The sequence below is a fragment of the Streptomyces sp. NPDC000941 genome, from assembly GCF_053599555.1.
On sequence record NZ_JBSFMM010000121.1, the window covers coordinates 23,282 to 34,804 of the forward strand.

Annotated in this window: 12 protein-coding genes; 5 read left to right on the plus strand and 7 right to left on the minus strand. The window is 72.9% G+C overall.

Annotation, left to right across the window (positions count from 1 at the left end; translation table 11 throughout):
- Positions 1-4 precede the first annotated feature (4 nt).
- Together purB and ACWDSL_RS32115 are read right to left on the minus strand one after the other, a co-directional pair.
- Positions 5-1,438: an adenylosuccinate lyase gene (gene purB / locus ACWDSL_RS32110; RefSeq protein WP_450491445.1), complete on the minus strand. Its 1,434-nt coding sequence runs from the start codon at positions 1,436-1,438 to the stop codon at positions 5-7.
- Between the two features lie 149 nt (positions 1,439-1,587).
- The gene (locus tag ACWDSL_RS32115) at positions 1,588-2,358 is read right to left on the minus strand and encodes an SGNH/GDSL hydrolase family protein (protein ID WP_450491447.1); all 771 of its coding nucleotides are present in this window, start codon (positions 2,356-2,358) and stop codon (positions 1,588-1,590) included.
- Positions 2,359-2,449: 91 nt separating this feature from the next.
- Between ACWDSL_RS32115 and ACWDSL_RS32120 the strand changes: the two genes are divergently transcribed.
- On the plus strand, positions 2,450-2,656 hold the full coding sequence (locus ACWDSL_RS32120; protein WP_358642111.1) for a hypothetical protein: 207 nt from the start codon (positions 2,450-2,452) through the stop codon (positions 2,654-2,656).
- A 134-nt stretch (positions 2,657-2,790) separates the two neighbouring features.
- Positions 2,791-3,012 carry a hypothetical protein gene (locus tag ACWDSL_RS32125; protein WP_014181418.1) on the plus strand — a complete coding sequence of 74 codons (222 nt, stop codon included), beginning with the start codon at positions 2,791-2,793 and terminating at the stop codon, positions 3,010-3,012.
- Between the two features lie 43 nt (positions 3,013-3,055).
- Here ACWDSL_RS32125 and ACWDSL_RS32130 read toward each other — a convergent pair whose 3' ends face one another.
- The 3 genes from ACWDSL_RS32130 to ACWDSL_RS32140 form a co-directional block, all read right to left on the minus strand.
- On the minus strand, positions 3,056-4,060 hold the full coding sequence (locus ACWDSL_RS32130) for a hemolysin family protein (protein ID WP_450491449.1): 1,005 nt from the start codon (positions 4,058-4,060) through the stop codon (positions 3,056-3,058).
- Positions 4,057-5,394, minus strand: coding sequence for a hemolysin family protein (locus tag ACWDSL_RS32135; protein ID WP_450491451.1), 1,338 nt, complete (start codon positions 5,392-5,394; stop codon positions 4,057-4,059). Before ACWDSL_RS32135 ends, ACWDSL_RS32130 begins: the two co-directional genes overlap by 4 nt.
- An 80-nt stretch (positions 5,395-5,474) precedes the next feature.
- Positions 5,475-5,906, minus strand: coding sequence for a GNAT family N-acetyltransferase (locus tag ACWDSL_RS32140; protein ID WP_450491453.1), 432 nt, complete (start codon positions 5,904-5,906; stop codon positions 5,475-5,477).
- A gap of 108 nt (positions 5,907-6,014) precedes the next feature.
- Here ACWDSL_RS32140 and ACWDSL_RS32145 point away from each other — a divergent pair, with 108 nt between their 5' ends.
- The 3 genes from ACWDSL_RS32145 to ACWDSL_RS32155 all read left to right on the plus strand — a co-directional run bounded on the left by ACWDSL_RS32145 (position 6,015) and on the right by ACWDSL_RS32155 (position 9,217).
- Positions 6,015-6,242: an antitoxin gene (locus tag ACWDSL_RS32145; RefSeq protein WP_385616250.1), complete on the plus strand. Its 228-nt coding sequence runs from the start codon at positions 6,015-6,017 to the stop codon at positions 6,240-6,242.
- Positions 6,239-6,610, plus strand: coding sequence for a fic family toxin-antitoxin system, toxin component (locus tag ACWDSL_RS32150; RefSeq protein ID WP_450491455.1), 372 nt, complete (start codon positions 6,239-6,241; stop codon positions 6,608-6,610). The genes ACWDSL_RS32145 and ACWDSL_RS32150 overlap by 4 nt, the downstream gene beginning before the upstream one ends.
- Before the next feature lie 195 nt (positions 6,611-6,805).
- Positions 6,806-9,217: a glycoside hydrolase family 3 N-terminal domain-containing protein gene (locus tag ACWDSL_RS32155; protein ID WP_450491463.1), complete on the plus strand. Its 2,412-nt coding sequence runs from the start codon at positions 6,806-6,808 to the stop codon at positions 9,215-9,217.
- A gap of 86 nt (positions 9,218-9,303) precedes the next feature.
- On the opposite strand, the gene bioD is transcribed toward ACWDSL_RS32155, so the two are convergent.
- Both bioD and ACWDSL_RS32165 read right to left on the minus strand, forming a co-directional pair.
- Positions 9,304-10,017: a dethiobiotin synthase gene (bioD, locus tag ACWDSL_RS32160; protein ID WP_450491457.1), complete on the minus strand. Its 714-nt coding sequence runs from the start codon at positions 10,015-10,017 to the stop codon at positions 9,304-9,306.
- Positions 10,018-10,073: 56 nt separating this feature from the next.
- Positions 10,074-11,417: an adenosylmethionine--8-amino-7-oxononanoate transaminase gene (locus ACWDSL_RS32165; protein WP_450491459.1), complete on the minus strand. Its 1,344-nt coding sequence runs from the start codon at positions 11,415-11,417 to the stop codon at positions 10,074-10,076.
- Positions 11,418-11,523 lie beyond the last annotated feature (106 nt).

Sequence of the window (11,523 nt, forward strand, 5' to 3'; positions counted from 1 at the left end):
CGAGTCAGAGGATCGCCCCGGGCGTGTACGCCGCCGCCTCCGGGTGGCGCTCGGCGATCTCCTCGATCCGGGCGACCACGGCGGCGACCTGGTCGGCGGCCGCGCCCGTGAAGGACAGCTTGTCGGCCATCAGCGCGTCCAGTTGGCCGCGGTCCAGCGGGATCCGCTCGTCGGCGGCGAGCTTGTCGAGCAGTTCGTTGCGCTCGGCACCCTGCTCGCGCATCGCGAGCGCCGAGGCGACCGCGTTCTCCTTGATGGCCTCGTGCGCCACCTCGCGGCCCACCCCGGCCCGTACCGCGCCCATCAGCACCTTCGTCGTCGCGAGGAAGGGGAGGTAGCGGTCCAGCTCGCGGGCGACGACGGCGGGGAAGGCGCCGAACTCGTCGAGCACCGTCAGGAAGGTCTCCAGCAGCCCGTCGAAGGCGAAGAAGGCGTCCGGCAGCGCGACGCGGCGCACCACCGAGCAGGACACATCGCCCTCGTTCCACTGGTCGCCCGCCAGCTCGCCGGTCATCGAGGCATAGCCGCGCAGGATCACCGCGAGGCCGTTGACGCGCTCGCACGAGCGGGTGTTCATCTTGTGCGGCATGGCGGAGGAGCCGACCTGGCCGGGCTTGAAGCCCTCGGTCACCAGCTCGTGCCCGGCCATCAGCCGGATCGTCTTGGCGAGCGAGGAGGGGCCCGCGGCCAGCTGCACCAGCGCGGTGACCACCTCGTAGTCGAGCGAGCGCGGGTAGACCTGGCCGACGGAGGTGAATGCCTGCCCGAAGCCCAGGTGCCCGGCGATCCGCCGCTCCAGCTCGGCCAGCTTGGCCGTGTCGCCGCCCAGCAGGTCCAGCATGTCCTGCGCGGTGCCGACCGGGCCCTTGATGCCGCGCAGCGGGTAGCGGGCCAGCAGCTCCTCCAGCCGCCCGTAAGCCACCAGCAGCTCGTCGGCCGCGGTGGCGAAGCGCTTGCCGAGGGTCGTGGCCTGCGCCGCCACGTTGTGCGAGCGCCCGGCCATGACCAGCTCGGCGTGTTCGGCGGCCAGCTTCCCCAGCCGGGCCAGCGTCGCGACCGTACGGCCTTGGACCAGCTCCAGGGAGAGCCGGATCTGCAACTGCTCCACGTTCTCGGTCAGATCGCGGGAGGTCATGCCCTTGTGGACGTGCTCATGCCCGGCGAGCGCGTTGAACTCCTCGATCCGCGCCTTCACATCGTGCCGGGTGACCTTCTCACGCTCGGCGATCGAGGCCAGGTCGACGGTCTCCAGGACCCGCTCGTAGTCGGCGAGGGCGGCGTCCGGCACCTCGATCCCGAGGTCCTTCTGGGCGCGCAGCACGGCGAGCCACAGCCGCCGCTCCAGCGTCACCTTGTACTCGGGGGACCACAGGACGGCCAGCTCCGCCGAGGCGTAGCGGCCGGCCAGGACGTTCGGGATGCGCGGCTTACCAGTCACGGGGAGACAGTCTACTGGGCGTATGCGCAGGCCAGCGCGGTGGTCATGGCGAGCCGGTGGTCGGCGCCGCGGCCGGCTGCGGGTCAGCCCCCGTCAAGCTGCGGGTCAGCACCGGCCGACCTGCGGTTCAGCCCCGGTCGAGCCGCGGCTCAGCCCTCGTACGGCAGCAGCTCGGCCCGCTTCGGCGGGCGTCCGTCGCCCGAGGAGCGGCCCGTCAGCCGTCGGCCGATCCACGGCCCGAGGTGTTCACGGGCGAAGCGCGCGTCCGAGGTGCGCCGGGCGACCCAGCCGGGCCGTACGGCGGGCGGCAGCGGCGCGTTCCAGTCGGCCTCCGGCTCGTGTCCCAGCGCCTCCCAGACCGCCTCGGCCACCCGGCGGTGCCCCTCGGTGTTCAGATGCAGCCGGTCGTCCGCCCACATCCGCGGATCGCCCAGCGCCTCGGAGGCGTAGAGGTCCACGACGATCGCGCCGTGCCGCGCCGCCAGCTCGTCGACGAAGGAGAACAGCTGCTCCATCCGCGGCAGGAACCGCGCCAGCACCGGCCCGCGCCGCCCCGGGCTGCGCATCAGCACCAGCTGTTTGCAGCTGGGCGCCAGCCGGCCCGCGGCCTCCTCCAGCAGCCCGCAGACCTGCTCCACATCGCATTTGGGCCGCAGCACGTCGTTCAGCCCGCCGACCAGCGTCACCAGGTCCGCGCCCATCGCCGCCGCCGGATCCGCCTGCTCGTCGACGATCTGCCCGATGAGCTTGCCGCGCACGGCGAGGTTCGCGTAACGGAAGCCGGGAGTACGGGCCGCGAGGCGCGCCGCGAGCAGATCGGCCCAGCCCCGGTAGGAGCCGTCCGGCAGCCCGTCGGACATGCCCTCGGTGAAGGAGTCGCCGACGGCGACGAAGCTGGTGTAGGTGGTGTTCATCCGCATGGCGCGGGTGATCCTATCCCGCGGGAGCGCACTGGTTCCCGCAGGCTCCCGCGGGCTGCGCACGGCGGCGGGCGCGCGCATGATGAGCCGCATGGGGACGATGACCAACATCTACTTCGAGGGCGGGGCGCGCAACGGCACGACCGCCAGCTGGAACCTGGAGCCGGGTGCCGACATCTACGACGACAACATCTTCCGGCCGCCCGAGCTCTACCGGCGGACCAGCAGGACGAAGGTCATCGGGCGGATCGAGTACACGATTTTCCGCTATGACCCGTCCGCCACCCGGCCCGCCTAAGGCGCACGCGAAACCCCGCCCGCGCGCGCCCCGCGCGCCCGGCGGATCCCTCGGTTGGCTCGCGCCGGGTTCCGGATGGGGCGCATCGGGGCAGTCTGGTCGGCGTGGATGCCTTTGAATGCGACCGTACGACCATGGCCATCGTGGCCGCCGCGCTCGCCGACGACGGAGAGGGGGCCGTCGCCCTGCTGGACCCGCTGGAGCGGCGGGACGTGTGCAGAGTGGCCGTCCGGCTGGCCGCGATGGCCGCCGACGCGCTGCTGGCCGTGGCGGAAGAAGGGGGCGGGGGCAAGGCCGAGGCGCTGGCCCACTGGCAGGCGTGCATCATCGCGCACGAGTCACGGCGGGACGAGTGACGGGAGACGGGGGCGGGGGAGGGGCGCCGCCTGGACCGTCGCGTCAGGCGACCAGCTCACGCAGTACGTCCTCCATGGTGACCAGGCCCTCCAAGAGCCCGTCGGGTCCGATGACGGCGGCGAGGTGGGTCCGGCTGTCGCGCATCGCGGTCAGCACGTCGTCCAGCGCCGTCTGCGGCCGAACCCGGGCGATCGAACGCAGCTGATCGAGCCGGAACGGCAGATCGCGCGGGCGGGCGTCCAGCGCGTCCTTGACGTGCAGATAGCCCAGGACGCGCCCGGAGTCGTCGACCACCGGGAAGCGTGAGAACCCGGACGTCGCCGCCATCCGCTCCAGCTCCTCGGGCGTCACCCCGAGCCGGGCGGAGACCACCTGCTCCAGGGGCAGTACCACATCGCGCACCCGGCGGCGGCTCAGTTCGAGGGCGTCCCGCAGCCGCTCGGTGGCCCGGTCGTCCAGCAGCCCGGCCGCGCCGGAGTCCACGACCACCCGGGCCAGTTCGTCGTCGGAGAAGGTCGCCGCCACCTCACCCTTGGGCTCCACCCGCAACAGCTTCAGCAGCGCGTTCGCGAAGGCGTTGACGGCGAAGATCACCGGGCGCAGACCGCGCGCCAGGGTGACCAGCGGCGGGCCCAGCACCAGCGCCGTGCGCACCGGCTCGGCCAGCGCCACGTTCTTGGGCACCATCTCGCCGAACAGCATGTGCAGATACGTCGCCGCGGTCAGCGCGATCACGAACGCGACCGGGTGGACCAGCCCGAGCGGCAGCCGCACCGCGTGGAAGACCGGCTCCAGCAGATGCGCGATGGCCGGTTCCGCGACGGCGCCCAGTACCAGCGTGCACAGCGTGATGCCCAGCTGAGCGGCGGCGAGCAGCGCGGAGACATGCTCCAGGCCCCACAGCACGGCGTGGGCCCGCCGGTCGCCCTGCTCGGCGCGCGGCTCTATCTGGCTGCGCCGCACCGAGATGAGGGCGAATTCGGCGCCGACGAAGAAGGCGTTGACGACCAGGGTCAGCAGGCCGATCAGCAACTGGAGCAGGGTCATCGGGCCGCCCCCTCACCATCCCCGGCGTACGGCAGCGGCGCCCGCAGCCGTACCCGCGCGGCCCGGTGGCCGGAGTCGTCGACCACCTCGATGCCCCAGCCCGCCACCTCCAGGGCATCGCCCCGCACCGGGATCCGGCCGAGCTCGGTGGCCACAAGACCGGCCAGCGTCTCGTACGGGCCGTGCGGCACCCGCATGCCCACCGCCGCCAGCTGGTCGACGCGGACCGCGCCGTCCGCGTCGTACAGCGTCCGGCCCTCCGCGCCCGCGCCGACCGGGGCCAGGTCGGGCTTCTCGTGCGGATCGTGCTCGTCGCGGACCTCGCCGACCACCTCCTCGACGATGTCCTCCAGGGTGATGACCCCGGCCGTGCCCCCGTACTCGTCGATGACCACGGCCATGCTGCGCTCCCCCGAGAGCCGGTCGAGCACCCGGTCCACGGTGAGCGACGCGGGGACGAGCAGTGGCTCGCGCATCAGCTCCGACACGGGGTGGCGGAGCCGCTGCTCGGCGGGGATGGCGAGTACGTCCTTGATGTGGGCGGTGCCGACGACCGTGTCCAGGCTGCCGCGGTAGACGGGGAAGCGGGACAGGCCCGTGGCGCGGGTGGCGTTGGCGATGTCCTCGGTGGTGGCCCGTACGTCCAGGGCGATGACCTGCACCCGCGGGGTCATCACGTTCTCCGCGGTCAGCTCCCGCAGGTTCAGGGTCCGTACGAACAGCTCGGCGGTGTCCGCCTCCAGGGCGCCCTCCCGGGCGGAGTGCCGGGCCAGCGCGACCAGCTCCTGCGGGCCGCGCGCCGAGGCAAGCTCTTCGGCGGGCTCCAGGCCCATCCGGCGCACCGTGCGGTTGGCGGTGTTGTTGAGATGGGCGATGAAGGGGCGGAAGGCGGAGCTGAAGGCGCGCTGCGGGGTGGCGACGGCGCGGGCGACGGCCAGCGGGCGCGAGATGGCCCAGTTCTTCGGGACCAGCTCACCGACCACCATCAGCACCATCGTCGACAGCGCCGTCCCGACCACCAGCGCGACCGAGCGGACGGCGGAGTCCGGCACGCCCATCGCCCTGAGCGGGCCCGCCAGCAGCACGGCGACGGACGGCTCGGCGAGCATGCCGACCACCAGGTTGGTGACGGTGATGCCGAGCTGGGCGCCGGAGAGCTGGAAGGTCAGGCTGCGTACGGCCTTCAGCGCACTGGCCGCGCCCCGCTCGCCCCGCTCGACCGCCCGCTCGAGCTCGCTGCGCTCGACGGTGGTCAGGGAGAACTCCGCCGCGACGAACCCGCCGCAGGCGAGGGCCAGCAGGAGCGCCACGGCCAGGAGGAGCACTTCGGTCATCGGGTCACCCCTGTCCCATGGTCCAGCAGGGACGGGAGGAGTGCGCGATGTCGGCGAACGCGTACGCGTACGCGTATCGGCTAGTGGGCGGAATCCAGCGGCTTGACCCAGCGGCTCCACTGCGGCTGCGGGGCGTAGCCCGCCGCTCGCCACGCGTGGTGGGCCAGGTCGTTGCGGTCCAGCACCATCGCGTCGCCGCGCCGCCCGCCGAGCGCGGCGAACCGCTCCTCGGCCGCCTGGAGGAGGGCGGTCCCCACGCCCTGGCGCCGGTGGTCGGGGTGCACGGCGAGCCGGTAGAGATGGCAGCGCCAGCCGTCGAAGCCCGCGATCACGGTCCCGGCGAGCTCGCCGCCCCGCTCGGCCAGCAGCAGCGACTCGGGGTCGCGGTCGAGTAGGCGGGCCATGCCGTCCCGGTCGTCGCTGATGCTGGTGCCCTCGGCCGCCTCTTTCCAGAAGGTCAGTACGGTGTCGAGGTCCGCGGGCGCCGCGGCGCGTATGACGAGATCGTTCATGGCGCGATCCCATCACCGCCTGGGGCGCGGCGTCGATCGAATTGGCGCCGGTCCCGCGATACGAGACCCGGCTTGTGGGTGCTAGCGGATAGGCGCTAGCGTGAGGCCGTGGCGAAGACACAGCTGAACGTCCGGGTCGACGAGGCCACCGCGGAGGTGGCGCGGGAGCGCGCGCTGCAGCGGGGCATGAGCATGAACCGCTACATCGAAGAGCTCGTCCGCAAGGACGCCGGAGAGGTGGGCCATACCTTCGTGGAGGCGGCCGCCGACTTCATGCAGCAGTACCGGACCGTATTCGACGAGGAGTTCGGCAAGGAGGGCGAGGCGCGCTCTTGAATGTGCGGATCGACCTCGCCTGGCTGTTGATGGTTGCCGAGCGCAGCACCCCCGGAGACCCGCAGGTCACCGACTACGGCGCGCTGGTCGCCGCCGTCAGCAGACATGAAGCCGAGATATTCGGCACCCCCGTCTACACCGACCCGCAGACCAGGGCCGCCGCCCTGCTGCAGCTGCTTCTGCTGGTGCCCGCCCTGGAGCGGTCGAACGCGCTTTTCGCGTCGGCCGTCGCGTACGCCTATCTCATCGCCAGCGGGCTGAAGATCGCCACCACCCCCGAGCGCGTCCGCGACCTGGCCCGCCTGGTCAAGGACGGCACCGCCGACGTCCACACCATCGCCGCCGAGCTGCGCAGCTGGAGCGCGTGAGCGGCGTGCCGCCGCGATCGGGGCGGCACATCGGCCCAGGATCTGTGCATCCCAGCCGAAGGAGCCGCGATGCCAGGTCAGCGCAGCCAGAGAAGACAGCGCAGCCGGACAAGACAACGAAGGCAGCGAAGACAGCACGGAAGATTCGGATCCACGGCAACGTCGTTCGTCGCCGGGGCGGTCGGCGCCGCCTTACTGCCCCTCACGGGAGGGGCCGCGGTCGCGGCCGACGGTTCGCTCAAGGCACAGGTGATCACGGACGCGGCGGTCCACCCGGTCAAGGAGGGCACGACCGCCAAGGTCAGGATCTCCGTCGCCACCACCGGCTCCGGGCCGCTCGACGAACCTGTCACCGTCGACTACACCACCGAAGGGGACGGTGGCACCGCCACCTCCGGCGAGGACTACCAGCCCGTCGAGGGCCGCGTGACCTTCCCGGCCGGCGCCGCCTCCGGCACCTGGCGCACCGTCGAGGTCGTCACCGCGAGCGGCGGCGGCGCCGAACCGGCCGAGACCGTCCCCCTCCAGCTCACCGTCTCCGGGGCCAAGGCCCCCGCCGAGACGCCACGGGTCGTGATCGACGCGCACGGACTGCCGTACCTCGACCCCGAGCTCCCCGTGCGGCGGCGCGTGAAGGACCTGCTGTCCCGGATGTCGCTCGAGGAGAAGGCCGGGCAGATGACCCAGGCCGAGCGTGACGCGCTCACCGCGCCGGGCGACATCGCCGACTACGACCTCGGCTCCCTGCTGTCCGGCGGCGGGTCGGCGCCCACCCCCAACACGCCCGCCGCCTGGGCGCGGATGGTGGACGCCTTCCAACTGCGCGCCCAGGCCACCCGCTTCCAGATCCCGCTGGTCTACGGCGTGGACGCGGTCCACGGCCACAACAATGTCGTCGGGACGACGATCATGCCGCACAACATCGGCCTCGGCGCCACCCGCGACCCCCGGCTGGCCGAGAAGACCGGCGCGGTGACCGCCTCCGAGGTGCGCGCCACCGGCGTCCCCTGGGACTTCGCGCCCTGCGTATGCGTATCGCGCGACGAGCGGTGGGGACGGGCGTACGAGTCCTTCGGCGAGGACCCGGCGCTGGTCACGGCCATGGAGACGGTCATCAAGGGCATGCAGGGCGTGCCGAGCGGCAAGGATCTCGACCGCCGCGACAAGGTGCTGACCACCGCCAAGCATTTCGTGGGGGACGGCGGTACGGAGTACGGCTCCTCGACCACCGGCGGCTACACCATCGACCAGGGCGTCACCAAGGTCACCCGCGAGGAGCTGGAGAAGGTTCACCTCGCGCCGTTCCGGGAGGCCGTGGACCGCGGGGTGGGCACGGTCATGCCCTCGTTCTCCTCGCTCGACATCCTCGGCGACGGTCAGGCGCCGCTCAAGACGCACGCCGACGGGGCGATGATCAACGGCGTGCTGAAGGACCGGATGGGCTTCGAGGGCTTCGTCATCAGCGACTGGCAGGCCATCGACCAGATCCCCGGCGACTACCCGAGCGACGTCCGTACCTCGGTGAACGCCGGGGTGGACATGATCATGGTGCCCACGGCGTACAAGAACTTCCACACCACGCTCGTCGACGAGGTGAGGGCCGGCCGGATCAGCCGGGCCCGGATCGACGACGCGGTCTCCCGCATCCTGACGGCCAAGTTCCGGCTCGGTCTCTTCGAGAAGCCGTATGCAGATACCTCCAACCTCGACCGGATCGGCTCGGCAGAGCATCGGGCCGTCGCCCGCGAGGCGGTCGCGAAGTCGCAGGTGCTGCTGAAGAACGACGGCGGGGTGCTGCCCCTGAAGCCCTCCCAGAAGGTGTACGTCGCCGGGTCCAACGCCGACGACCTCGGCAACCAGACCGGCGGCTGGACCATCACCTGGCAGGGCTCCTCCGGCCGGCACACCGAGGGCACCACGATCCTGGAGGGCATGCGGAAGGCGGCCGCGGACTCGGCCATCACCTACTCCAAGGACGCCTCCGCCCCGACGGCCGGATACGACGCCGGGGTCGTGGTCGTCGGCGAGACCCCGTACGCCGAGGGGGTGGGAGACGTCGGCAACGGCCATGACCTGCGGCTGTCCGACGCCGACCGGGCGGCGGTCGACCGGGTGTGCGGCGCCATGAAGTGCGCGGTGCTGATCGTCTCCGGGCGTCCGCAGCTCATCGGCGACCGGCTGGGGGACATCGACGCCCTCGTCGCGTCCTGGCTGCCCGGCACGGAGGGCGACGGCGTCGCCGACGTCCTCTACGGCAAGCGGGCCTTCACCGGGCAACTGCCGGTGACCTGGCCCAAGTCCGAGGTGCAGCTGCCGATCAACGTGGGCGACGCGGCGTACGACCCGCAATACCCGTACGGGTGGGGGCTGACGACCTCGGCCCGCGCGCCCGGTGAGGCGAAGGCCGCGGGGGAGGCGGGGCGCGCGGATGCGGGGGAGGGGCGTGCGACTGTCACGGCCGCGCGGCTCCTGGTCCAGGACCGGGTCGGCCAGAAGATCACCCCGGCGGTGGCGAAACCCTTCGCCGAGGCGGACCATCTGCTGCTCGGCGGGGATGTGGCGGGGGCGCTGCGGAAGTTGACGGCGGCCTACCGCGCCGCGGAGTGAGGTCGCGGGGGCGGTGGCGGGGGTGAGGCGGCGGGGCGTACGCGATCAGCGCGTGCGCCCCGCCGTCGCGTGCGCCCGCCGTACGGTCAGCCTTGCGCGGTTGTGAACCGCTCCGCGCTCCAGATGCCGTCGAGCTCGGGCGCCAGCCAGCCGGGGGCGGCGGCGCGGAAGTCGGCGGGCTGGAGGGCCGCCGCGCCTTGGGGGAGGGCGCCCAGCAGGGGGGCGCCCGCCGCCTCCGGCAGATCCGCGACGTTGCAGCGGTCCGCGAGATCCGGGGCCTTGGGCCAGCTGCCGATCACGACGCCCGGGCAGTCAAGGCCCCTGGCGCGCAGCGCCTCCGCCGTCAGCGTTGTCGTGTTGAGCGTCCCCAGGCCCGCGTGCACAACGACCAGCACGGGCGCGCCCAGCAACCGGGCCGCGTCAGCGAGCGTGCCGCCCTCCTCGTCGAACCGCACCAGCAGCCCGCCCGCGCCCTCCACCAGCACCAGGTCGTGCTCGGCGGCCAGCTTCCCCGCCGCCTCGGCCACCTCGTACGGGCGCACCGGGGGGCGTCCGGCCCGGCGGGCCGCGGTGACCGGGGCCAACGGGTCCGGATAGCGCGCGAGTTCCACCTGCGTGACCGCCCCCGTCAGCCGCGCCACCTCCGCCGCGTCCCCGGGCTCGTCCGCCCGAACCCCCGTCTGTGCCGGCTTGAGCACCGCCACGGACCGGCCGGCGGCCAGCGCGGTGGCGGCGACGGCCGCGGTGGTGATGGTCTTGCCGATCTCGGTGCCGGTGCCGGTGATGACGAGTACGGGCATGTGGTCGCGCCTCTCGGGGTCGTGCGTGAGCGGACTGTCGCGGCGACTGTGCCGGGTCAACCCGCGCGGGCCGCCGCGTGCAGGGCCGTGCAGATGCGGGCCACATCGTCGTCGCTCGTGATGTACGGCGGCATCGTGTACAGCAGGTCGCGGAACGGCCGCAGCCATACGCCCTCCCGTACCGCCGCGCGGGTCGCCGCCACCATGCCCGCCCCGTCGAGCGCGTGGTCGAGCTGGACGACGCCGATGGCGCCGAGGACCCGGACGTCGCGGACGCCGGGCAGTTCGGCCGTGGCGGCCAGGCCGTCCCGCAGCCCGGTCTCGATGCGCTTGATCTCCTGTCGCCAGTCGTGGCCGAGCAGCAGGTCGATCGAGGCGAGCGCGACGGCGGTCGCCAGGGGGTTGCCCATGAACGTCGGGCCGTGGGCGAGCACCGGGAGCTCGCCGCGCGAGATGCCGTCCGCCACGCGCGGTGTGCACAGCGTGGCGGCGAGCGTCATATACCCGCCGGTGAGCGCCTTGCCCAGGCACATCACATCGGGGCTGACACCCGCGTGTCCGGCCGCGAAGAGTTCGCCCGTGCGGCCGAAGCCGGTGGCGATCTCGTCGAAGACCAGCAGCACGTCGTGCTCGTCGCAGGCCTCGCGCAACACCCGCAGCAGACCGGGGGAGTGGAACCGCATCCCGCCCGCGCCCTGCACCACCGGTTCGACGATCACCGCGGCCAGCTCATGGGCGTGGCGGGCGACCAGGTCGCGCAGCTGTGCCTCGTACGCGGGGTCCGGCGGGGCGTCGAAACCGGGCGGGGGCGCGTCGGCGAAGAGCTGACGGGGCAGCAGGCCCGACCACAGGTGGTGCATCCCACCGTCCGGGTCGCACACCGCCATCGGCTGCCAGGTGTCGCCGTGGTAGCCGCCGCGCCAGGTGAGCAGCCGCCGCTTGTCGGGGCGGCCGAGCGAGCGCCAGTACTGCAGGCACATCTTGACCGCGACCTCGACCGAGACCGAGCCGGAGTCGGCAAGGAAGACGTGCTCAAGCGGCTCGGGGGTGATCTCCACGAGGCGGGCGGCCAGCCGTACGGCGGGCTCGTGGGTGAGCCCGCCGAACATCACATGGCTCATCCGGTCCAGCTGGCCGCGCGCCGCGTCGTTGAGCACCGGGTGGTTGTAGCCGTGGACGGCGGACCACCACGACGACATCCCGTCGACCAACTCCCGTCGGCCCTCCGCCGGTTCGGCCAGGCGCAGCCTGACCCCGGCGGCCGACTCCACGATCAGCGGGTCCTGGCGGCCGGGCATCGGTCCGTACGGATGCCAGACATGCCGCCGGTCCAGGGCCAGCAGCTCGCCGGGCGTCAGCGGTTGGCCGGGCGTCAGCTGCGGCTCCTGGGGCTCAGGCATTGGGCGGCAGGTCCGTGCCCACGCCACGGCGGCGCACGGCGACCAGATCGGTGCGGGCGCCTGCGGCCTGCGCGCCGGCGGGTACGGCGGCGGGTGCGGCGGCCGG

What these genes read in the sequence shown, in the direction of transcription:
- ACWDSL_RS32115 (WP_450491447.1), bottom strand. Translation starts at nt 2,358, where the DNA reads ATGCGGATGAACACCACCTACACCAGCTTCGTCGCCGTCGGCGACTCC.
- ACWDSL_RS32120 (WP_358642111.1), top strand. Translation starts at nt 2,450, where the DNA reads ATGGGGACGATGACCAACATCTACTTCGAGGGCGGGGCGCGCAACGGC.
- ACWDSL_RS32125 (WP_014181418.1), top strand. Translation starts at nt 2,791, where the DNA reads ATGGCCATCGTGGCCGCCGCGCTCGCCGACGACGGAGAGGGGGCCGTC.
- ACWDSL_RS32130 (WP_450491449.1), bottom strand. Translation starts at nt 4,060, where the DNA reads ATGACCCTGCTCCAGTTGCTGATCGGCCTGCTGACCCTGGTCGTCAAC.
- ACWDSL_RS32135 (WP_450491451.1), bottom strand. Translation starts at nt 5,394, where the DNA reads ATGACCGAAGTGCTCCTCCTGGCCGTGGCGCTCCTGCTGGCCCTCGCC.
- ACWDSL_RS32140 (WP_450491453.1), bottom strand. Translation starts at nt 5,906, where the DNA reads ATGAACGATCTCGTCATACGCGCCGCGGCGCCCGCGGACCTCGACACC.
- bioD (WP_450491457.1), bottom strand. Translation starts at nt 10,017, where the DNA reads ATGCCCGTACTCGTCATCACCGGCACCGGCACCGAGATCGGCAAGACC.
- ACWDSL_RS32165 (WP_450491459.1), bottom strand. Translation starts at nt 11,417, where the DNA reads ATGCCTGAGCCCCAGGAGCCGCAGCTGACGCCCGGCCAACCGCTGACG.